General features: G+C 59.2%; 19 protein-coding genes and 1 pseudogene. 12 read left to right on the forward strand and 8 right to left on the reverse strand.

The genetic code is table 11. From position 1 onward, the window contains the following. Genes FHT71_RS18065 through FHT71_RS18080 form a run of 4 tightly spaced genes read left to right on the forward strand, consistent with a single transcriptional unit; the run spans position 1 to position 4518 of the window. Positions 1-1452 (forward strand): aldehyde dehydrogenase, encoded by a 1452-nt coding sequence (locus FHT71_RS18065; protein ID WP_132590598.1) that lies wholly within the window; start codon positions 1-3, stop codon positions 1450-1452. A gap of 17 nt (positions 1453-1469) precedes the next feature. Next, the gene (locus tag FHT71_RS18070) at positions 1470-2222 is read left to right on the forward strand and encodes an SDR family NAD(P)-dependent oxidoreductase (protein WP_132590642.1); all 753 of its coding nucleotides are present in this window, start codon (positions 1470-1472) and stop codon (positions 2220-2222) included. A 17-nt stretch (positions 2223-2239) separates the two neighbouring features. After that, complete coding sequence (locus tag FHT71_RS18075; protein WP_132590600.1) at positions 2240-3961, forward strand: thiamine pyrophosphate-requiring protein; 1722 nt, start codon at positions 2240-2242, stop codon at positions 3959-3961. A 23-nt stretch (positions 3962-3984) separates the two neighbouring features. Next, positions 3985-4518 (forward strand): 2,4'-dihydroxyacetophenone dioxygenase family protein, encoded by a 534-nt coding sequence (locus tag FHT71_RS18080; RefSeq protein ID WP_132590602.1) that lies wholly within the window; start codon positions 3985-3987, stop codon positions 4516-4518. A gap of 201 nt (positions 4519-4719) precedes the next feature. On the opposite strand, the gene FHT71_RS18085 is transcribed toward FHT71_RS18080, so the two are convergent. Next, the gene (locus FHT71_RS18085) at positions 4720-5199 is read right to left on the reverse strand and encodes an Lrp/AsnC family transcriptional regulator (RefSeq protein WP_007800588.1); all 480 of its coding nucleotides are present in this window, start codon (positions 5197-5199) and stop codon (positions 4720-4722) included. A gap of 165 nt (positions 5200-5364) precedes the next feature. On the opposite strand from FHT71_RS18085, the gene FHT71_RS18090 reads away from it, so the two are divergent. From FHT71_RS18090 to FHT71_RS18110, 5 genes are all read left to right on the forward strand, one after another. Next, a complete protein-coding gene (locus FHT71_RS18090) occupies positions 5365-6144 on the forward strand; it encodes an ATP-binding cassette domain-containing protein (RefSeq protein ID WP_183721248.1) in 780 nt (259 codons plus the stop codon). Positions 6145-6189: 45 nt separating this feature from the next. Beyond that, on the forward strand, positions 6190-6963 hold the full coding sequence (locus tag FHT71_RS18095; protein ID WP_132590606.1) for a transporter substrate-binding domain-containing protein: 774 nt from the start codon (positions 6190-6192) through the stop codon (positions 6961-6963). A gap of 12 nt (positions 6964-6975) precedes the next feature. Then, positions 6976-7698, forward strand: a complete 723-nt coding sequence (locus tag FHT71_RS18100) for an ABC transporter permease subunit (RefSeq protein WP_007800583.1) — start codon at positions 6976-6978, stop codon at positions 7696-7698. 12 nt (positions 7699-7710) lie between these two features. After that, complete coding sequence (locus FHT71_RS18105; RefSeq protein WP_007800581.1) at positions 7711-8400, forward strand: ABC transporter permease; 690 nt, start codon at positions 7711-7713, stop codon at positions 8398-8400. A 100-nt stretch (positions 8401-8500) separates the two neighbouring features. Then, a complete protein-coding gene (locus tag FHT71_RS18110; protein ID WP_183721257.1) occupies positions 8501-9409 on the forward strand; it encodes a homocysteine S-methyltransferase family protein in 909 nt (302 codons plus the stop codon). 274 nt (positions 9410-9683) lie between these two features. Here FHT71_RS18110 and FHT71_RS18115 read toward each other — a convergent pair whose 3' ends face one another. The 7 genes from FHT71_RS18115 to FHT71_RS18145 form a co-directional block, all read right to left on the reverse strand. Then, the gene (locus FHT71_RS18115) at positions 9684-10682 is read right to left on the reverse strand and encodes an Ldh family oxidoreductase (RefSeq protein ID WP_183721260.1); all 999 of its coding nucleotides are present in this window, start codon (positions 10680-10682) and stop codon (positions 9684-9686) included. A 1-nt stretch (position 10683) separates the two neighbouring features. Continuing rightward, complete coding sequence (locus tag FHT71_RS18120) at positions 10684-12669, reverse strand: FAD-dependent oxidoreductase (RefSeq protein ID WP_183721263.1); 1986 nt, start codon at positions 12667-12669, stop codon at positions 10684-10686. A gap of 279 nt (positions 12670-12948) precedes the next feature. Continuing rightward, positions 12949-14025: a glycine betaine/L-proline ABC transporter ATP-binding protein gene (locus FHT71_RS18125; RefSeq protein WP_132590614.1), complete on the reverse strand. Its 1077-nt coding sequence runs from the start codon at positions 14023-14025 to the stop codon at positions 12949-12951. Next, the gene (locus tag FHT71_RS18130; protein ID WP_132590616.1) at positions 14018-14905 is read right to left on the reverse strand and encodes a proline/glycine betaine ABC transporter permease; all 888 of its coding nucleotides are present in this window, start codon (positions 14903-14905) and stop codon (positions 14018-14020) included. The genes FHT71_RS18125 and FHT71_RS18130 overlap by 8 nt, the downstream gene beginning before the upstream one ends. 96 nt (positions 14906-15001) lie before the next feature. Further along, entirely contained in the window at positions 15002-16003 is a 1002-nt protein-coding gene (locus FHT71_RS18135) for an ABC transporter substrate-binding protein (RefSeq protein WP_132590618.1), read from the reverse strand. A gap of 69 nt (positions 16004-16072) precedes the next feature. Further along, the gene (locus tag FHT71_RS18140; protein WP_183721266.1) at positions 16073-16867 is read right to left on the reverse strand and encodes a pyrroline-5-carboxylate reductase dimerization domain-containing protein; all 795 of its coding nucleotides are present in this window, start codon (positions 16865-16867) and stop codon (positions 16073-16075) included. Positions 16868-16879: 12 nt separating this feature from the next. After that, the gene (locus FHT71_RS18145; RefSeq protein ID WP_132590622.1) at positions 16880-17509 is read right to left on the reverse strand and encodes a TetR/AcrR family transcriptional regulator; all 630 of its coding nucleotides are present in this window, start codon (positions 17507-17509) and stop codon (positions 16880-16882) included. A gap of 144 nt (positions 17510-17653) precedes the next feature. Between FHT71_RS18145 and FHT71_RS18150 the strand changes: the two genes are divergently transcribed. The 3 genes and pseudogenes from FHT71_RS18150 to FHT71_RS18160 all read left to right on the forward strand — a co-directional run. After that, the gene (locus tag FHT71_RS18150) at positions 17654-19690 is read left to right on the forward strand and encodes an NADH:flavin oxidoreductase (RefSeq protein WP_007800560.1); all 2037 of its coding nucleotides are present in this window, start codon (positions 17654-17656) and stop codon (positions 19688-19690) included. 40 nt (positions 19691-19730) lie between these two features. Then, positions 19731-20366 (forward strand): dimethylsulfonioproprionate lyase family protein, encoded by a 636-nt coding sequence (locus FHT71_RS18155; protein ID WP_132590624.1) that lies wholly within the window; start codon positions 19731-19733, stop codon positions 20364-20366. Beyond that, positions 20363-20595, forward strand: a pseudogene (locus tag FHT71_RS18160) (electron transfer flavoprotein subunit beta/FixA family protein); the annotation flags it as partial. The gene FHT71_RS18155 and the pseudogene FHT71_RS18160, both read left to right, overlap by 4 nt.

The raw sequence follows: 20595 nt of genomic DNA on the forward strand, positions 1-20595 counted from the left end.
ATGAACATGCTTGGCCTGAAGATCAACAATGCCGAAGTGGAAGCGACCGACGGTCGCAGTTTCGAGCGGCTGAACCCGATTTCCGGAGAAGTCGCCTCGACCGTTGCCGCAGCGTCGGTGGAAGATGCCCGCCAAGCCGCAAATGCTGCCGCCAAGGCGTTTCCTGCCTGGGCCGCGACCGGCCCCGGCCAGCGCCGCAAGCTGTTGCTCGCTGCCGCCGACCGGCTGCAGGAAAAGGCGCCCGAGTTCGTGGCGGCCATGGCTGCGGAAACGGGTGCAACCGCTGGATGGGCGATGTTCAACGTTGGCCTTGCTGCGGATATGCTTCGGGAGGCGGCATCTCTGACGACCCAGATTTCAGGCGAGGTCATCCCGTCTGACCGGCCCGGGAGCCTCGCCATGGCGATCCGCCAGCCGGCAGGCGTGGTGCTTTCCATCGCGCCGTGGAATGCGCCGGTTATTCTAGGCGTCCGCTCTTTGGCAACGCCGCTTGCCTGCGGCAATACCGTCGTGATGAAGACCTCGGAGATCTGCCCGCGAACCCACCGACTGATCGTCGATGCGCTGCACGAGGCCGGTCTACCCGAGGGAGTGCTGAACGCAGTGTCGAACGCACCCGAAGATGCGGGCGAGATCGTCGAGACGCTCATTGCCCACCCTGCGGTGCGCCGCGTAAATTTCACCGGCTCCACGCGTGTCGGCCGCATCATCGCCGAAACCGCTGGCCGGCATTTGAAGCCTGTGCTGCTGGAGCTTGGCGGCAAAGCGCCGTTCGTCGTTCTGGACGATGCCGACATCGAGCAGGCCGTCGCCGCTGCAGCGTTCGGGGCCTATATGAACCAGGGACAGATCTGCATGTCCACCGAGCGGATCGTCGTCGACGACAAGATCGCTGACACCTTCGTTGAGGCATTGGCTGCCAAGGTCAAGACGCTCAAGGCGGGCGACCCGCGCAAGGCAAACACGCCGCTTGGTTCTGTCGTTGATTCCAGGGCAGCGCAACGCATCGACGCACTGGTGCGCGACGCGGTTTCCAAGGGGGCGGTGCTTGCCGGGGGTGGCGACGTCAATGGCACAATCGTCGATGCAACGCTGCTTGACCGTGTAACGCCTGCCATGCGGATCTATGCAGAGGAGAGCTTCGGGCCAGTAGTCTCGGTGGTGCGTGTCGGCTCGATCGATGAGGCCGTCCGCGTTGCCAACGACACGGAGTACGGGCTTTCCTCGGCGGTCTTCGGCAAGGACGTGAACCGCGCCATGGCCGTTGCAAGAAGGATCGAATCCGGCATTTGCCACATCAATGGTCCAACCGTGCATGACGAGGCACAGATGCCGTTCGGCGGTGTCAAGGATTCCGGTTATGGCCGCTTTGGCGGCAAAGCCGGAATTGCCGAGTTTACCGAACTGCGCTGGATCACCATTCAGGATGGCCCGATCCACTATCCGATCTGATGGAGAGCGCCTTGGGTATGCTTGATGGGAAAACCTGCATCGTCACGGGTGGCGCAGGAAGTCTCGGCCTGGCGGCCGCCAGGTTGTTTCTCGCAGAAGGAGCAAACGTTGCCCTCGTCGATCTCGCGCGACAGGCACTTGCGCAGGCAGCAGCGGATTTGCCGGCGGATCGGGTGGAACTGGTTGCGGCGGATGTGTCGAATGCGAAAGACACAGCGCGCTACGTCAAGCGCACGGTTGATCGGTTCGGCTCGATTGATGTGCTGTTTTCCAATGCGGGCAACTTCGGTACGGTGTCGCCGATCGAGGACTATCCGGAAGATGTCTTCGATGCCGTACAGGCGGTCCATGTGAAGGGGGCCTTCCTTGCCGCGAAGTTCGTTGTGCCTGCCATGCGCGACGGTGGCAGCATCGTGATTACCTCGTCTGTCGCCGGTGTCCGCGGTGATGCCGGCGTCTATGCCTACATCACCGCCAAGCATGCACAGGTCGGTCTCATGCGTTGTCTTGCCAAGGAGTTGGCGCCGCGTGGTATCCGCGTCAATACCATTCATCCCGGTCCGATCGACAACAGCTTCCAGCTCGCCGTTGAACAGGGGCTGGGTGCTGCGATTGGTGCTGATGGCACTGAATTCTTCAACCAAATCATTCCGCTCGGACGACATGGAACCGCCGGCGAGGTTGCGAGATCGGTGCTCTACCTTGCCTCGGACCAGTCGAGCTTCGTCACTGGAGCGACGCTCATGGTCGACGGCGGCATGAGCGTCTAGACAACGGGGAACGATACATGGACAGCAACATCGAGCGCCAAGCCAGGGGGGAGACGATGACCGCTGGCGGGGCGTTACTGGCACGGCTCAAGGCGATCGGCATCGACTATATTTTCGCCAATTCGGGAACCGATTTTCCTCCCATCATCGAAGGGTTGGCTGAGGCTGATGCCAAGGGCATCCCCCTGCCAGAGGCGATCGTCATCCCACATGAGAGCGCGGCAATGGGGATGGCCCACGGCTATTACCTGGCAACGGGGCGTCCGCAGGCGGTCATGGCGCACACAAATGTCGGCCTTGCAAATTGTGCGATCGGGGCGATCAATGCCGCGACCGAGCATATTCCCCTACTGCTTTTTTCGGGCAAGACGCCGGCTTCGGAGATGGGTCATCTTGGGTCGCGCACGGTGCCGATCGGCTGGGGGCAGGAGATGCGCGACCAGGCGGCATTGGTGCGCGAGGCCGTGAAATGGGACGACGAACTCCGCTTTCCGGAACATGTGCCACAGATGGTCGACCGCGCACATGCCATTGCAATGTCGACGCCGCGCGGGCCAGTTTACATGAGCCTGCCACGCGAGGTTCTGTGTCAGCCTTGTCCGACAGAAGGTTTGGGGGCTTCCCTGCAGATGGAAGCCTTTATCCACGCGCCAGATCCAAGGGCAATTGAAGAGGCGGCGCGGCTCCTCGCATGCGCACGCCAGCCGGTGATTTTTGCGCAGCGCGGTGCTGGATCAAAACACGGGTTTGCAGAGCTTCGTGCCCTTGTCGAGGAATGGGCAATTCCGGTTTGCCAGTATTGGGCCGTGCAGCTTGCGCTCCCGAGTGACCATCCGATGGCCGCGCAGGCCGACCCCGAACCCTTGTTGGCGCAGGCCGATGTTGTGCTCGTTATCGATGCACTCGCTCCATGGTCGCCCGACATTCATTCGTTGAACGATGGGTGCAAGGTCATCCAGCTCGGGCAGGATCCGTTGTTCCAGCGCTTTCCGGTCCGCTATTTCCCTTCGCACGTGACAATCGCCTGCGACGTGGCCGATGGATTGGCAGCGTTGCGTGCGGCGATGTCGCGATTGTCTCCGGCAACGGACATTGAGCGTAGATCCGCAACCTTGACCAAGCGCAATGGTGAGGCACGGGCGGCGGTGCTGGCGCGAGCAGAGGCCGGATGCGCTGAGCCAATGACCAAGGAGTGGGTGAGCCTTGCGCTATCCAAGACAATCGGCGGCCGTCCGGCGACGGTTTTGTCGGAGCTTGGATGTCCGCTTGCCCCGATGCAAATTGCTGACCATCATGGCTGGTATCAGGAGCCGCATTCAGGTGGTCTTGGCTGGGCCTTCCCTGCCGCGCTCGGGATGCAGCTTGCAGATCGCGACCGCCTCGTCGTGGCGACGATGGGCGACGGCTCCTACATCTTTTCCAATCCGGTTGCCTGCCACCAGATCGCCGAGGCACTGGCGCTTCCGATCCTTTTGATCATCGTCAACAATGCGGAATGGGGGGCCGTGCGCCAATCCGTGGTTGGCATCTATCCGGACGGCTATGCCGCCAAAGCAAACCGGATGCCGCTGACGTCGCTTTCGCCAATCCCGGACTTTACCAAGATTGCGCAGGCGAGCCGGGCATACGCCGAAAGAGTTGAGCGTGGGGGCGATCTTGAGGCCGCGCTTGCGGGCGCCATCCGCCACATCGACGAAAACCGGAGCATGGCGCTGCTCGACGTGCGTGTGCGCGCCTGAGACTATGAAAATGGGAGGAAAGCATGCCTGAACTCGCGACCACAGAATTCTGGAAAGACTTGCAGCCGATCAGCAAGGTCTTTCAGCCAGACGCGCTGCCCGAGGTCTACCTTCAAGATGCGCCGACAGAGGATGAACGCTATTATGTTCCGTTCACGGATACTGTCTCTTCGCGTCCGCTCTGGATTTCGCCGACGCAGAACAAGTGGTGCGACATCCTCATGGCCAAGAAGGCAGGCCTTGTAAACCGGCACTATCATCCGCACGAGGTTTTCGCCTATACGATCTCGGGCAAGTGGGGATACCTCGAGCATGAGTGGACGGCAACGGCTGGCGATTTTGTCTACGAGACGCCGGGCGAGGGCCATACGCTGGTCGCCTACGAGCACGAACAGCCAATGAAGGTGTTCTTCCAGGTCAAGGGGCCACTGATCTGGCTCGACGGGACCGGCGAGCCGGACGGGTTCTTCGATGTACACAACTACATTGCGCTTTGTCGTGACCACTACGAGAAGGTCGGACTCGGGCGCAATTATGTCGAACGGCTCTTCCGGTAACCTTAAGCTGTGCGTCCTGCTCCGGTGGCGTGCCGATCCGCTTGAAGCCGGCCGGGTATTGTTACTTCGCCTTGATCGCGCGTAGTTCCGGTATCCGTCCGGCCAGGGTCGCGGACTGTGACGAGCACCGCCGGCGCTGTCGCAGCCGCTGGCTTGTAAAGACAATACCGGCGTCGAATGCGACGTGCGTGCAGTTCCCTATCAGTCGTCGGCTCCAGCTGCCAGCGGGACGAAGAGCCCAAGCTTTACGTCGCGAAGTACTACATTGGTGTGCATGCGCCGGATCTGAGGGTTTTCCGCCATGATCAAGGCTGCAATATCGTCATAGTGCTCGACGTCACGGGCGGTGACGATGGCAATGAGATCCACGGCTCCCGTGACATAGTAGACCTGCTGGATATGATCCTGTTTTTCCGCCCAAAGCCGGAATTTCGCCAGTGCATCGTAATTGTCCCGCTCAATTTCCATGCCGACGATAAACACCATAGGTGTGCCGGTTGCCTTGCGCTCGACGACCGCCACCTCCGCCTTGATGATCCCATCTTCGCGCAGGCGCTTCAGACGCCGTTGAACGGCCGACGTTGAGAGGCCGACGTCGTCGGCGATGCTCTCGGCGGTTCGCTGGCAATTGCGCTGAACGAGCTGGAGAATGTCGCGGTCAAAGTGATCCAGTTTTTCCATTTTGTCTCCTTTGGCCATCGCGCCGTAAGCTGCTTCGTTCGTTCTATCCGAAAACAAGCAATGGGAAGAGATTTTTGCACATATTATTCATTTTAGTTTAGCTTTGCGCGCAAAATTAGCGCACATCCGCGATATTCTGCTCAAATTGCTTTTACGGAATTGTGAATGCCAGAACCAACTTCTCAGGCACTATGTGTCGATGATCTACACAAGAGCTTCGGCTCGCACGAAGTCCTCAAGGGCGTTTCGGCAAGGGCCCGTCAGGGTGACGTGATTTCGATCATCGGATCGTCCGGGTCTGGAAAGAGCACCTTTCTGCGCTGCATCAATCTGTTAGACGTTCCCGACCGCGGTCGTATCATCGTGAATGGTGAGGAAGTCGCCTGGAAGCGGACGCATCGGGGGCAATTGCAGCCAAAGAGCTGGCGGCAGATCGAGCGGATGCGCGCCGGCCTCGGCATGGTCTTCCAGAGTTTCAATCTGTGGGCACACAAGACAGTGCTCGAAAACATTATCGAGGCCCCGGTTCACGTCCTGCGCATTCCGCGCCGCGAGGCAATCGAGAAGGCAGAAGCGCTCCTGGCCAAGGTAGGCCTTTACGACAAGCGCGATGCCTACCCAGCTTTTCTCTCCGGCGGCCAGCAGCAAAGAGCGGCGATCGCCCGCGCACTTTGCATCGAGCCGTCAGTGATGCTCTTCGACGAGCCGACGTCGGCACTCGACCCGGAGCTGGTAAGCGAGGTGCTCAAGGTCATACGCGACCTCGCCGAGGAGGGGCGAACCATGCTCATCGTTACCCACGAGATGCGTTTTGCGCGCGATGTCTCGAGCCACATCCTCTTCCTGCACCAGGGGCGGATCGAGGAAGAGGGGCGCCCCGAACAGATCTTCGACGCTCCCCTTAGCGCGCGCTGCCGCGAATTCACCGGCATGCTCACGCGCTGATCCTTGGCGCTTTCACATACGACAACATCAGGAGAATATTGAAAAATGAAACTACTCCCCATGCTTCTTGCCGGCGCTACGCTGGCTTTTTCGGCCATCACCGCTCAGGCTGAGGTTCGTTTCGGTATTATGAACGAATCTTATCCGCCGTTCTTCGCCAAGGATGCCTCCGGTCAATGGCAGGGCTGGGAAATCGATCTGATGAACGCCGTCTGCGGAGAGATGAAAGAGCAATGCTCAATCGTGGAGCTGTCCTGGGATGGCCTCATTCCTGCCCTGCAGAGCAAGAAGTTCGACGTCATTTGGTCGTCCATGTCGAATACCCCTGAGCGTTCGAAGGTCATCGATTTCACCGACAAATATTACAACACCCCCAGCACGCTGATCGGGCCGAAGGGTGAGAAGGTCGGCGCAAGTGCAGAGGATGTGAAGGGCAAGACCATCGGCATCCAGGTCTCCACCATCCAGTCGGACTACTTCAAGAAGTATTTTGCCGGGGTCGCGGACGAGAAGACCTATCAGACGCTCGATGAGGCGTTCCAGGACCTCGCTGCCGGACGCATCGACTACGTATTCGGGGATTCGCTTGCTCTGGATGCCTTTCTGAAAAGCGATAGCGGCAAGGATTGCTGCGCCAAGGCCGGTGATGTTGCAGATGACAAGGAGATTCTCGGGGCAGGAGTGTCCGGCGGCCTGCGCCAGGAAGATACCGAACTGAAGGCAAAGCTCAACGCCGCGATCGCTGCGGTACGCGCCAGCGGCAAGTATGACGAAATCACCAAGACGTACTTCGACTTCGACATTTACGGCGCAAAGTAAACGGTCCGGACGATGGCGGCCACCCAAGGAATCCTCGAGCTTCTTTCACCCTATCCACCTGGATGGGGTGGGACGTTGCTCGTGGGTGCCGTCTCCACGATTGCGATTTCTGCCGGCGCCTTCCTGATCGGCCTTCTGCTCGGGACGGGAGGCGCTCTTGGCAAGCTTTCCGGCAACCGGCCGCTTCGTCTGGTACTCGATCTCTATACGACGGCTATTCGAGCCATTCCGGAACTGATCTTGATCGTCGGGCTCTATTATGCCGGCATGGACGGCCTCAATCGGCTGCTGGCAACGTTTCGTCTGCCGGAGATCGAGGTGAATGGCTTCGTCGTCGCCGTCGCTGTGCTCGGCTTCGTACAGGGTGCCTACATGACGGAAGTGCTGAGGGGAGCGATCCTCGCCATTCCCGCTGGCGAAATCGAGGCGGCGAAGGCCTTCGGCATGGGGCCACAATTGCGTTTTCGTCGTGTCATCCTGCCGGCACTATTGCCGAACGCGTTGCCGGGCCTTGCCAATCTCTGGATGTCGATCACCAAGGACAGCGCGCTGGTTGCCGTCGTCGGTTACCAGGAACTCGCGCTCGCCACTCGCCTGGCCGGCGCAAGTACCAAGCATTACTTCATCTTCTTCCTGGCCGCAGCGCTTCTTTACCTCGCCATCACGCTCGTCTCCAACGTCGTCTTCAGTCTGATCGAGCGTCATGTGCGGCGCGGCCAACCGAAGCCCGTCTGAGGAGTGGGCAGCATGACCTTCACATGGATGGCCTCTTACTGGCCGCTTCTACTGGCAGGCGCCGCACAGACCGTTCTGCTCCTGGTGATCTCGGTCGTCTTCGGCTTCGCAATTGCGATCGGTCTTGCCTTTGCGCAGGTAAGCGGCGGCCCCCTCGTCAGGTATTTCGCTAGGGGCTATTGCACCTTCTTCCGCGGCACGCCTCTGCTCATCCAGCTTTGGCTTCTCTACTATGGTGTTGGTTCGCTACTGCCGATGATTCCCGGTATCCGCCAGAGCCTGTTCTGGCCCATGCTGCGCGAGGGTTTCTTCTTTGCGGCCGTGAGTTTCACCCTGAACTACGCCGCCTACGAAGCGGAAGTGTTGCGCGGCGCGCTGCTTGCCGTACCGAAAGGTGAGTTGGAAGCAGGCCGCGCATTCGGCATGTCGCGCTTCACGCTAATCCGGCGCATCTGGCTGCCGCGGGCCATCCGCATAGCATTACCAACGATTGGTGGTGAAATCGTCATGCAGCTGAAAGCGACCCCACTCGCCTTCACTGTCACCGTGATGGATCTCTATGCGGTCGCAAGCAAGGTGCGCCAGGACACATTGCTCGTCTACGAGCCGCTGATCGTGGTGACGGTGTTCTATCTCATTCTCACCGCCACTATTGCCCGCGTCTTCCGCCAGCTTGAGGCGGAGGTGCCGGTGCGACGGTAACAAGAGGAACGATCATGTCTTCTCGACTTCCAGCGGCTCCAACGATGATTGCGGCTCTCTGGCTCCTGATAACCCCCTGATCCAAGTTCGGAATCCTTCCATGAATGAAGTCTGCATCCTCGACGGCGGCATGAGCCGCGAACTCTTACGGCTTGGCGCCGAGCTGAAGCAGCCGGAATGGTCGGCTCTCGCGCTTATCAATTCGCCAGACATTGTTCGCAAGGTCCACGACGAATTCGTTGCCGCGGGCTCCGACGTCACTACGACCAACAGCTATGCTGTCGTGCCGTTTCACATCGGCGAGGACCGATTTTGGGAGGAAGGCGCCGCATTGATCGCGCGCTCAGGCAAGCTTGCCCGCGACGCCGCGGATGCCTGCAGGGACCGCAAGGTCCTGGTTGCCGGTTCGCTACCGCCCGTTTTCGGTTCCTACGAGCCGCAGAATTTTGATCCTCTGCGGGTACAGAAGTATCTTGCGGTACTCGTGCAAAATCTCGCTCCTTATGTCGATGTCTGGCTAGGCGAAACGCTGAGCCTCATCGCCGAAGGGGATGCCGTTCGCGAGGCGGTTGCGCAAACCGGAAAACCATTCTGGATCTCATTCACCCTGGCCGACGATGCAGTGCAGACAAGCGGCGCACCACCAAAGCTCCGCTCGGGCGAGTTGGTAGAGCAGGCTGCGTCATGGGCGGCGCAATCGGGTACGGAGGCGCTCCTGTTCAACTGCAGCAAGCCGGAAGTCATGCGTGCGGCCGTCGGCGCGGCGGCCCAGATTTTCAAGGATCGTGCCTCGCCCCTCAAAATCGGCGTATATGCGAATGCCTTTGAGGGCGAGCAAGGAGATGCTGCTGCCAACCAAGGCCTTCACGAGACTCGGAGCGACCTAGATGATGACATCTATTCGCGCTTTGCCTGTTCGTGGGCGGAGGCCGGTGCAACGATGGTCGGCGGTTGCTGCGGGATCGGTGCTGGACACATTCACCGCCTCCGTAGAGTGCTTAAGGGTTAACGGCCACAGCTGAACGGTGGTGATCTCGCGGATGGTGTTATCGTGAACGAAGGAGCATGGCCTGGCCGTGGGGCTTTCGTGTCTTTTGACAGGAAAGTTGTTGAATCTCGACAGGCTGGCAAGGCCAACCGGCGCGTTTTCATGACGCCAATGATGAGTGGCATGACAATGCCCATTCCGGTGGGGCCGTGAGGCTCCCCATCCGTTGTCGTACCAGCCGGATACGCGCAGCAGTCTTCCCGTGAAGAGTTTGAGAAGGGCTTCCAAGCCTCGCCTATTTGGTCGTGATGGCGACGATCTTTTCATAGACGCTGCGGGGGATGGATAGTTCCCCTGATGTCTGAGCGGACTCTATTCCACTAACGCCTGGAACGAACACGCCTTTGTCCTGCAGGCGACGTACTTGGCGGAGTGCTCGATCAATCCGCCCGTCAGCTCCTTGCCCAGGCACGATTGCGACGACACTCAGCCCGACGGCGGGCGATGCCGTACCCGACCTGAAATCCGGCGCATCGAGAGACCAGGGGCCACCGGAAAGGCCAGCCGACAGCATTTCCACAAGGAGCGCGATATTTGCGCCTTTGCGGCCGCCGAAGGGCAACAAGGCTCCCGTCAGCGCCGTTTTTGCATCTTGGGTTGCGTTACCGTCTGCGTCCACCGCCCAACCTTCAGGGATCGCCGTTCCTTCTTCCGCTGCCCTCACGATGTTTACGTAAGCGGTTGCGCTCGACGCCTGATCAATGATCATTGGGGGCGTGCACTCGCCGAGCGGAAATCCGAACGCCATCGGATTTGTGCTGTAGACGACAGGTCCTCCGGCTTTAGCCACCATCATGGCATTTGCATTCGTCGCTGCCAGTCCAACCACACCTTCATTGCAAAGTCTGCGGACGTAATATCCGAGCTCTCCGGTCGTATAGCTGTTGGTCTGCGTGAAGACAGCAACACCAAAATTGCGAACGGCTGCGAGCAGATCAGCAAAGGCAAGATCGAAACCCAGCTGGGCGATGCCGCGATCTGCGTCGGAAACGAGAAATGCAGGAAGGGCACGCTCCAACCGCGGGTTTGGATCGCGATTTATCCGTCCCTTGCGGAAGCCATCGAGATAGTCCACGAGGTGCGGAAATCCTAGGGTAGGTGGCCCGTAGATTGCCGCCGACAACGTAGCATCCACGAGAGAACGTGCGCTCGATACGGCCGTACCGCAAGCCAGGCACGCTTTCATTGCAAGTTCCTCGGCGTCCTTTCTACTGAGTACGACCGCGTCGGACATGTCAGATCTCCAACCCTGCTTTTCTGCCTTCGTAGAACGCGTAAGGAGCCTGGCGCGGTGCCGCGCAATCTCCGATCTGTCGCGTGGCAACGCCCAATTCAAGAAGGCTTGGCATCAGCCAGTCCATCGGATGATTGGTCGTTGCGGTGACCAACCCCTCCGCCTCGATGAAGCGGCGCTCACCGGTGTTGTGATCCAAAATCGTTGCACCGTTGCCGTGCCATTCGACGACACTGACCTCCGTGATCCATTGAACACCCAGCCTTTTCAAAGCCTGTCGCATCGGCACATCGGCGGCCGTTCTTTGAAGTTCCTTTCCGACGAACGGGTCGGGCGTAAGAATTGTGACATGATGGCCATCTTCCGCCAGCTTCCAAGCCGTCCCGCATCCACGCCAGCCACCTCCCTCATCCAGGAGAAGGACACGCTTGCCTGGTCTTGCCTGCCTTGCCATTACCGCTTCGACGGTGAAAACGCTGCGCTTGTCGATGCCGGGCATCGCCTCAACGGTTGGCAAAGCTTTCTGAAAGCCGGTCTCAGGGGAATGGGAACCAGTGGCCACCACAACGACATCCACCTCCGATAGGTCGATCTCGTCGGATTCAACGTAGGTGTTCAGCCTGACGTCAACGCCGAGCTTGTCCAGTTGGCGTTCGTACCAGCCAAGCAGATCAAGGATCTGGGCGCGCCTGGGCTGCAGACCAGCGAGCAGAAAATTGCCGCCGAGGCGCATGCCGGCTTCCGAGAGGACGACGCTATGACCGCGTTGCGCCGCTACCCTTGCCGCCTCGAGCCCTGCTGGGCCGCCACCGATGACAAATACTCGCTTTGGATCAGAGGTCTTGGTGAATCGATCGCCGTTCCATTCGAACTCACGCCCCGCCGAAGGATTGATCAGACAGCTTATCCAGTAGTCCCTAGAGCGTCGCCCCCAGCACATCTGGTTGCAGGAGATGCACCCACGAATGTCTTCAGGACGTCCTTCGCTGGCCTTTTGCGCCAGATGAGGGTCGGCGATCTGTCCGCGAACGATGGACACAAGGTCGCACGCGCCTTCGCCGAGGACCGTCTCGGCATTCTCAGGTGTTCGGATGTGACTTTCGGCGATGACGACGGCGTTCTTCACGACCTTCTTCAGACATGCGGCAAGATCGGCGCCGAGTTTTTCTGGATAGATAAACGTCGGCATCAGCTTGTAGAAGTCGAGATAGCCTCCCGACCCGCACGTTACGTAGTCGACAAGACCGAGCGCATCGTGAAGCTTCACGATCTCGGCAAGTTCTTCCCGCTGGAGAGCTGCCTTCACGTCCGGCTCGTCACTAACCGCAAGACCTATAATGAAATTCGATCCACAGGCTTCTCGTATCCGGGAAAGAATCTCGCGAGACATACGTGTACGGTTTTCGAGCGACCCTCCCCATTGATCTTCACGTCGATTGCTCCATGGCGTCCAGAATTGGTCGACCATGCCCAGATACGCTGCCCAGACTTCCACGCCGTCGAAGCCGGCCTCGCAACATCGCCGCGCCGCTTGAACAAACCCGTCGATCGTTTCCCAGATCTCGGCTTCGGTCATCGGATGCGATCCGTCGCTGTCGTGGTAGCTCGGCAGACCGGACGGCGACCAGTGAGGATGGAAGGAATTGTCGGAGTCGCCGTGCGCTCCAACGTGATAGAGCTGCTGGATCGCGACGGCCCCGTTCTCCTTGATGGCCCGAACAACCTTGGCAAAGTGGGGGACGACGGTATCGTCGCAGTGACGGAAGTTTCTCTGTGTCAGGACCGCAGCAGCATGGACCGGCATCGGTTCGACGACGATCATCGCGGCGCCGCCGATCGCGCGCTCGGCGTAATAGGCGACATGGCGCTCGGTTGGCAGTCCATCGACGGCCATGTTTGCTGTATGAGCGCCAAATACGATGCGGTTGCGAAGGGTGTGCCCACGGATCAGGAGCGGAGTGAACAGGCGGGGAAACTTTTCGGGCATGATCGCTTCCGGATTGCAGGTCTTTGCTAGATTCTGGCTACGATGGTCTTTCGGATGTCATCGACTTGAGAGCAGGGGGCAATTGCCGCGCCGGAGAAAAGGAGTGCTTGCCCGAGCGCGTCGTCGACGCCCTATCGTCGGGACAGAACATGCTTCCGAGGATCTCGACGGGCAAACCTGTATCCTGGCAGGCAGTCGTGCATGGAACTCGCGAGAAATCCCATGCACAAGGGGATCCGTTCCAACAGGCACCGTGGTCGAACCTTTGTGCGAAAAGCCTCACCGCACGAGGGCAACAGCATCGTTGCTCATTTGAGCGACGTCCGAGTTGACCATCGCGGCCGCAAGCTGGCGGAAAGTGACGACACCGACAGGACGAGATCCTTGCCCGACGACTGTTACATCGCCATCGGGCGCCAACGCGAGCAGACGAACGGCCTCCTCGACAGTCGTCGAAGCGTCGACGGTGAAATGGCTAACGGCGGCTCCAGGCCGCAAAGGGCTCATGACGGCGCTTACCTGAACCACGCGACCGCGGTTGACCTCCTTTACGAAGTTGGCGACATACTCATCTGCCGGCCGCAACACGATGTCCTGGCTGCTGCCTTGCTGAATGATTTCGCCATCGCGCAGGATAGCGATCTGATCTCCCAATCTCAGCGCCTCATCGAGATCGTGTGTGATGAAGACGATCGTCTTCTTGATCTCCTGCTGGATGTCGAGCAGCACTGTCTGCATATCCGTTCGGATCAGCGGGTCGAGCGCAGAATAGGCTTCATCCATCAGAAGGACCGGGGCGTCGTTCGAGAGTGCGCGCGCCAGGCCGACGCGCTGCTGCATGCCGCCTGAAAGCTGGTTCGGGTATTTCTCCTCAAAGCCCTTCAAGCCGACGCGCTCAAGCCATCGCATTGCGACGTCGACGGCCTTCGAACGCTCCACACCCTGGACTTCAAGGCCGAAGAGCGTGTTATCGAGCACGTTGCGATGCGGCAGGAGCGCGAACTTCTGAAACACCATCGCCGTCTGGTGCCTGCGGAACGTGCGAAGCTCAGTCTCGTCCATCTTGACGACGTCTTTGCCGTTGACCAGCACTTCGCCGGCCGTCGGGTCGATCAATCGGTTGATGTGACGAATGAGCGTCGACTTTCCCGAACCGGACAGGCCCATGATGACCTGGATGTAGCCCGACGGCATTTCGATGTTGATATCGCGCAGTCCAAGGACGTGGCCGTGCTTTCGGTTCAATTCAGACTTGGTCAGCCCGTTCTGGACCGCCTCGATATAGGAACTGGCATTCGGACCGAAGATCTTGAAGAGGTGGCGGATCCTGATGCCGCCGAAATCATGATCAGCCATGGACGATCTCCCGATGCTTCTGGAGCCGCTTGCCGTATGCCTGGCTGACTCGATCGAAGATGATGGCGATGCCGACGATGGCAAGGCCGTTGAAAATGCCCAGCGTGAAGTACTGATTGGCAATCGCTTTCAGAACAGGCTGTCCAAGCCCCTGGACGCCGATCATCGATGCCACCACGACCATCGCCAGTGCCATCATGATCGTCTGGTTGATCCCAGCCATGATGGTTGGCAATGCAAGCGGCATCTGTACCTTGAAAAGCTTCTGGGAATTCGAAACTCCGAAGGCATCGGCTGCCTCAAGCACGTCCTTGTCGACCAGTCGAATGCCGAGGTCGGTCAGTCGGATCATCGGCGGAATTGCATAGATCACGACGGCGATGAGGCCGGGAACACGGCCAATCCCGAGCAGCATGACGACAGGGATCAGGTAGACGAAGCTCGGCATTGTCTGCATGACGTCGAGGATCGGATGGACGACGCGCTGGAACCGGTCGGAACGCGCCATCAGAATGCCGATGGGCAAGCCGATCGCGATAGACAAGACCGTGCAGACGAAGATCATCGAGACAGTCCGCATGGTGTCGTCCCACATGCCGAAGTAACCGATGAGCAACAATGTCACGAGACAGCTCAACACAATCTTCAGGCTGCGGCTGGCTAGCCACGCAACAACGAGGACCATAAGGGTTATGATCGGCCACGGCGTCTGAGTCATGAACCGGTCGACAGCGATCAGGAAGTGTTGCAACGGAGAAAAGAAGCTCTCGATCGCATCGCCATAGGCGCGCGTGAAACTTCGAAATCCGTCGTCGATCATCTTCTTGAGATCGCGAAGACTGTCGTCGTTCATATGCGGAAATTTATAAAACCATTCCATTCGGTTCCCCTTTCTCTGAAAGAGCCGTGACAAGTCTTTTGATTATTTCCGGCTTTTGAGGTGGCGGCGCGTCAGCACGCGCCGCCCACTCAACTATCAAAGCGAGGCTTCGACTTTCTTTGCTGCGTCTTCCGACACCCATTTGGTCCAGATGTCCTTGTTTTCCTTGAGGAAGTGCTTTGCAGCATCTTCGCCGCTTGCCTGGTTGTCGGTCATCCACGCCATGACCTTGTTGACCGTGTCGTTGCTCCAGGAGCGCTTCTGCAGGTAGGACATGACATCCGGGCCAGCCTTTTCGGCGAATGGCTTCGCCACCAGTGTGACAATCGTGTCGACAGGCCATGCGTTCGGCTTGGGATCTGCGCAATCCGCCACCGTGTTGCAGCGTTTCCATTCAGCGGCATCAGCAGGGACGCCGGCTTCCAGCTTCACCATTTCATACTTGCCGAGCAAAGCGGTCGGGGCCCAATAGTAGCCGACCCAGCCCTGCTTGCGCTCGTATGCTTTCGCAATCGAGCCATCGAGACCGGCCGCGGAGCCCGTGTCCACAAGCTTGAAGCCCGCCTTCTCTGCATCGAAAGCCTTATAGAGCTGAGAGGTGACGACCGTTCCGCCCCAACCTTGCGGTCCGTTGAAAATTGCCCCCTTGGAGGAATCCTCCGGGTCAGGGAACAGTTCCGGGTGCTTGAGCATGTCCGGAATCGTCTTCACATCAGGGTGGGCGTCCGCGAGATATTTGGGGATCCACCAACCTTGGATACCGCCATCGGGAAGGGGCGAACCAACTTTGATGATGCGTCCTTCATCAGTGCCTTTCTTCACGACGTCCGGAAGAAGATCAATCCAAGCCTCCGGCGCGATGTCGGGTTCGCCCTTCTCGGCCATTGAGGTGATCGTCGGGACGGTGTCGCCGACGGTAATTTCCGCCTGGCAGCCGTATCCCTCGTTCAAGATAATCTTATCGAGATTCGAAAGAACCTCGGCGCTCTGCCAGTTCATACTGGCGATCGTCAGGGAGCCACAATCGGCGGCGTTCGCATATGAGGCCACTCCCAGCAGCCCGAACATCATGCATGTGGATGCCAATAGTTTTTTCATTCCCGTTCCCTCTTTTATGGCGGCGCATGTTTTGAGAGTAGGATGCCGCGTAGTCCCACCCCACGGTCATCATGAGGTATCTCCCATGCTCTCCGATCTCTTGAACGCGACGGTCAGTCCCCTGGAGACGGCCTCGTTGAGGCCTGCTGCACGCATTTCCTCGATCGCCGCCGCGGTCACCCCGCGGTAGTCGACAAAGGCGCGCACGATGTCGTTCGGACATTCCTGGCGTTTTTCCAGAAGGCGACCCGTCCCCTCAAGAAGCGTGACCACCGCGCGACGTGCCACGTCGACGGAAAGTCCATGGCCGACCGCGTGCTCCATCATTGCCGAGGCCAGCAACGACGGAAAGGCAGGCCCAGTGCCCGAGAAGCCGGTTAGATAGTCGATGTCGCGTTCGCTCTTAACCTCGTCCTGGATTCCGCAGGCACTAAAGATGGCTTTGACGATATCTCGGTCGTGTTCCTGCACAGCTTTCGATGCGATCCATGGAGTATAGGACATCGAAACTTCGGCCGCAGCATTGGGAAGCGTTCGCACCACCCGTTCGGTCTTATGCCTTTCGCGCAGCGCGGAAATACGAATGCCCGCCATCACCGAGATGAGCAGCTTCTGCTTGGCGTCGATCGAGACCGCCTCCCAGTCCTGCGGTCGAACTGAGATGATCACGACATCGGACCTGTCCACCAGCTCCTGGTTATCCTTCGTCCAAAAGGCGCTGGGGAAGCGTTCCGGTTTCGCGCTGCGATAAGAAAGCGAAAGGTGCTGTGACCTGACGATGCCGGCATTGAGCATGGAGTTGGCAATTGCGCCTCCGAGCCATCCGGCTCCGCCAATCACTCCGATCCTCAACGAGACGTTCATCGTCCTTTCCTCCTAGCCGGGCCTGTATCCGTGTCTTGCGTAAAAGCGATCGAGCTCTCGCTGCTGCGGTATCTCGCCAGTGTAGATCGCGATGTATTGCGGGATTCTCTTCATCCTTACCGCCACGTCTTCCTTGGCCTGCATGGAGATGTAGCCGATCTGCACGAGGTAAGTCGTTCGTGCGCGAACGTCGGCCGTGTTCTCGGCGTGACCGAACCGCATGAACATGCGCGTGAGCGCCTCCATTCTGGTCCGATCTGCCTCGCGGACCTCTGCGAGGATCTCGTCTGACTGGAGCGCCCAACTTCTGACGGCAAATTCGAACTTGCTGTCAAAAAGCCTGAAATCGAGCCAGCAGTCGAACACGTTTAGCATCGCCTCGGCCAGAGTCTCGGCATAGGCTTCCGATTGCTTGACGATGCTGCCGGTGTTCTTTTCGCGCCAACGCGACACCAGTCCCGCCAGCAGTTCTTCTCGATCCTTGAAGAACCAGTAAAAGCTTGTGCGCGAGAGATTGAGCTTCTTCGCCAGAGGCAAGATCTTCACGGAATCGACCCCAGACTCCAGCAGGGAGTCGTAGGCCGCCTCCAGCCATCCCTCCTGCGATCCACGCCAGCCACTGTCGCTTAAACTCTGGTCCATAACCAACTCCTAGCAAATCGTTAAGGTCGACGCAATCAAAATGTACATCACTGTCCATTTAATTCGACTACAGTGTTTTCATGATTGACACATATGTACATTGTGCTTAGCGTCCGAACCAATTCCTAATTCGGAGCACGACCGATGTCGAATGATCCCCTCCTGCAGCCGTATCAACTCAAGCATCTGACGCTACGCAACCGCATCATCGTGACATCCCATGAGCCGGCCTATCCTGAGGACGGCATGCCCAAGGAACGCTACCGGGCCTACACGGTCGAACGGGCCAAAGGCGGTGTTGCCATGACGATGACTGCGGGGTCGGCAGCCGTGTCCAAGGACAGTCCGCCCGTCTTCAACAATCTGCTCGCCTACAAGGACGAGATCGTCCCGTGGATCCGGGAGATGACCGATGCAGTGCACGAGCAGGGCGCGGCAATCATGATCCAACTCACCCATCTCGGTCGGCGTACGCGCTGGGACAAAGGCGACTGGCTTCCGGTCGTCGCCCCGTCGCATCATCGTGAAGCGGCCCACCGCGCGTTTCCGAAGAAGCTGGAAGATTGGGATATCGAGCGCATCATCAAGGACTTTGCCGACGCCGCCGAGCGCATGAAGGCCGGCGGCATGGACGGCGTGGAACTGGAAGCCTATGGACACCTGATCGACCAGTTTGCCTCTCCGCTGACCAACGAGCTCGAAGGTCCGTACGGCGGACCGCTCGAAAACCGCATGCGCTTCTGTCTGGACGTGTTCAAGGCGATGCGCCAGAGGGTCGGCGACGATTTCATCCTCGGCATCCGTTACACCGCCGACGAGTGCCTTCCAGGTGGTACAGGCAAGGCCGAAGGGATCGAAATTTCGAAGCGATTGCGTGACAGCGGTCTAGTCGACTACCTGAACGTCATTCGTGGTCACATCGACACGGATCCGGGCCTGACCGACGTCATTCCGATCCAAGGCATGGCCAACTCGCCCCACCTCGATTTTGCCGGCGAGATCCGCGCTGCAACGAATTTCCCGACGTTCCATGCCGCGAAGATTCCGGATGTTGCTACTGCCCGTCACGCTATCGCCGCGGGCAAGGTCGATATGGTTGGCATGACGCGTGCGCATATGACGGATCCTCACATCGTCCGGAAGATCATCGAGAAGCGCGAGGACGACATCCGCCCCTGTGTCGGCGCCAACTACTGTCTTGATCGCATCTACCAAGGTGGCATGGCGTTCTGCATTCACAACGCCGCCACCGGCCGCGAGCAGACCATGCCTCATGTCGTTCCCAAGGCCGAGACTCGCAAGAAGGTCGTCGTCGTTGGCGCTGGCCCGGCGGGCCTCGAAGCGGCCCGCGTCGCTGCCGAGCGCGGCCACGAGGTCATCGTCTTCGAAGCCGCGAGCAACCCGGGCGGACAGATCCGCCTGACTGCCCAGAGTGAACGTCGCCGAGAGATGATCAGCATCATCGACTGGCGGATGGCCCAGTGCGAGAAATACGGTGTCGTCTTCCATTTCAATAGGTGGGCAGAAGCAGACACGATCACCGCGGAAAGGCCCGACGTCGTCATCATCGCGACAGGAGGCCTTCCTCACACGGAGGTTCTGACCAAGGGCAACGATCTTGTCGTGTCGTCGTGGGATATCATTTCCGGCGACGTAAAACCGGGATCGAATGTCCTCGTCTTTGACGATGCCGGAGATCATGCAGGCCTGCAGGCAGCCGAGTTCCTTGCCAAGGCAGGCGCAAAGGTCGAGATCATGACGCCCGACCGCTCCTTTGCGCCCGAAGTCATGGCCATGAACCTTGTCCCCTATATGCGGTCTCTCCAGAAGCTGGATGTCACCTTCACAGTCACCTTCCGCCTTGAGTCCGCCGAAAGGAACGGAAACCAGCTCGTTGCCAGCGTCGGAAGCGATTATGGCGGCGTGTCGAAACAGCGGGTGGTGGACCAAATTGTCGTCAACCACGGCACGATCCCGCTCGATGAGCTCTACTTTGACCTCAAGCCTCTTTCGAGCAATCTCGGCGAGACCTCCTACGACCAGCTGTTGGCAGGCGAGCGCCAATCGGTGGTCCGCAACGCTGAAGGAAAATTCCAGCTATTCCGGATCGGCGATGCGGTCGCGGCGCGCAATACCCATGCGGCCATATACGATGGTCTGCGCATCGCGAAGGACCTCTAGACCGCGCAAGAACGCGTTTTGAACGAACGGAGATCTGTCAGTGGCAGAACGTCGTGATCAGCTGCAGCTTGTAATCGACGCCGCATATCTGGCGTTCGACAGCCATGCCCAAGATCCCGAAAGCCGGCGATCGCTCAGCCAGGTCTTTTCGACCCTCCAGATGTCAGGCGAACAACGCCCGGGGAAAGGAAGCCGACTACCAGCGTGCCAGTTCTTGTCGATGATTTCGGTCGATGCCGGTTCGCAGCTGTTGCGGGACCTTTATGCTCGCTTCCAGGCAATTGAGCCACTTCTTGCCTGGCGCCGCCGCCAGGACGCCTCCGGTACTGCAAGCGACAACTTTCAGGATGGGCATGCAAATGCGATGATCATCGGACCGGGAGGCTTGGAGGAGCGCAATGACGTCTGGTTTGGCGCCACCTTGGTGGCGCCGAACGTGCGATACCCCGATCACGACCATGCCCCCGAAGAAGTTTATCTCGTGATGTCCGAGGGAGAGTTCCAGCACGGGGATTCTGCCTGGTTTTCACCCGGTATCGGCGGGTCGTTCTACAACCCGCCGGGAATAAGACATGCCATGCGATCGACGGATAAGCCGCTTTTTGCGTTCTGGGTGCTCCTGCCCGGTCGAAGCGATGACCCGGCTCTGAACTCCAACGAACAGGTGCAGTCATGAAAATTCTCGTCCCCGTAAAGCGGGTGGTTGATTACAACGTGAAGATCCGCGTGAAGGGCGATGGCACAGGCGTCGAGCTTGCGAATGTGAAGATGTCGATGAACCCGTTCGACGAGATCTCGGTGGAGGAGGCGCTCAGGCTGAAGGAAGCCGGCAAGGCCGAGGAGGTGATCGTCGTGTCGATCGGCCCTGCCAAGGCCGAAGAGACGCTGCGCACCGCACTTGCCAT

The sequence above is a fragment of the Rhizobium sp. BK060 genome (genome assembly GCF_014193145.1).
Taxonomy (GTDB): domain Bacteria; phylum Pseudomonadota; class Alphaproteobacteria; order Rhizobiales; family Rhizobiaceae; genus Rhizobium.

What these genes read in the sequence shown, in the direction of transcription:
- FHT71_RS18120 (WP_183721263.1), bottom strand. Translation starts at nt 12,669, where the DNA reads ATGCCCGAAAAGTTTCCCCGCCTGTTCACTCCGCTCCTGATCCGTGGG.
- FHT71_RS18140 (WP_183721266.1), bottom strand. Translation starts at nt 16,867, where the DNA reads ATGAACGTCTCGTTGAGGATCGGAGTGATTGGCGGAGCCGGATGGCTC.
- FHT71_RS18115 (WP_183721260.1), bottom strand. Translation starts at nt 10,682, where the DNA reads ATGTCCGACGCGGTCGTACTCAGTAGAAAGGACGCCGAGGAACTTGCA.
- FHT71_RS18130 (WP_132590616.1), bottom strand. Translation starts at nt 14,905, where the DNA reads ATGGAATGGTTTTATAAATTTCCGCATATGAACGACGACAGTCTTCGC.
- FHT71_RS18150 (WP_007800560.1), top strand. Translation starts at nt 17,654, where the DNA reads ATGTCGAATGATCCCCTCCTGCAGCCGTATCAACTCAAGCATCTGACG.
- FHT71_RS18100 (WP_007800583.1), top strand. Translation starts at nt 6,976, where the DNA reads ATGGCGGCCACCCAAGGAATCCTCGAGCTTCTTTCACCCTATCCACCT.
- FHT71_RS18135 (WP_132590618.1), bottom strand. Translation starts at nt 16,003, where the DNA reads ATGAAAAAACTATTGGCATCCACATGCATGATGTTCGGGCTGCTGGGA.
- FHT71_RS18090 (WP_183721248.1), top strand. Translation starts at nt 5,365, where the DNA reads ATGCCAGAACCAACTTCTCAGGCACTATGTGTCGATGATCTACACAAG.
- FHT71_RS18105 (WP_007800581.1), top strand. Translation starts at nt 7,711, where the DNA reads ATGACCTTCACATGGATGGCCTCTTACTGGCCGCTTCTACTGGCAGGC.
- FHT71_RS18075 (WP_132590600.1), top strand. Translation starts at nt 2,240, where the DNA reads ATGGACAGCAACATCGAGCGCCAAGCCAGGGGGGAGACGATGACCGCT.
- FHT71_RS18095 (WP_132590606.1), top strand. Translation starts at nt 6,190, where the DNA reads ATGAAACTACTCCCCATGCTTCTTGCCGGCGCTACGCTGGCTTTTTCG.
- FHT71_RS18080 (WP_132590602.1), top strand. Translation starts at nt 3,985, where the DNA reads ATGCCTGAACTCGCGACCACAGAATTCTGGAAAGACTTGCAGCCGATC.
- FHT71_RS18065 (WP_132590598.1), top strand. Translation starts at nt 1, where the DNA reads ATGAACATGCTTGGCCTGAAGATCAACAATGCCGAAGTGGAAGCGACC.
- FHT71_RS18145 (WP_132590622.1), bottom strand. Translation starts at nt 17,509, where the DNA reads ATGGACCAGAGTTTAAGCGACAGTGGCTGGCGTGGATCGCAGGAGGGA.
- FHT71_RS18085 (WP_007800588.1), bottom strand. Translation starts at nt 5,199, where the DNA reads ATGGAAAAACTGGATCACTTTGACCGCGACATTCTCCAGCTCGTTCAG.
- FHT71_RS18070 (WP_132590642.1), top strand. Translation starts at nt 1,470, where the DNA reads ATGCTTGATGGGAAAACCTGCATCGTCACGGGTGGCGCAGGAAGTCTC.
- FHT71_RS18125 (WP_132590614.1), bottom strand. Translation starts at nt 14,025, where the DNA reads ATGGCTGATCATGATTTCGGCGGCATCAGGATCCGCCACCTCTTCAAG.
- FHT71_RS18110 (WP_183721257.1), top strand. Translation starts at nt 8,501, where the DNA reads ATGAATGAAGTCTGCATCCTCGACGGCGGCATGAGCCGCGAACTCTTA.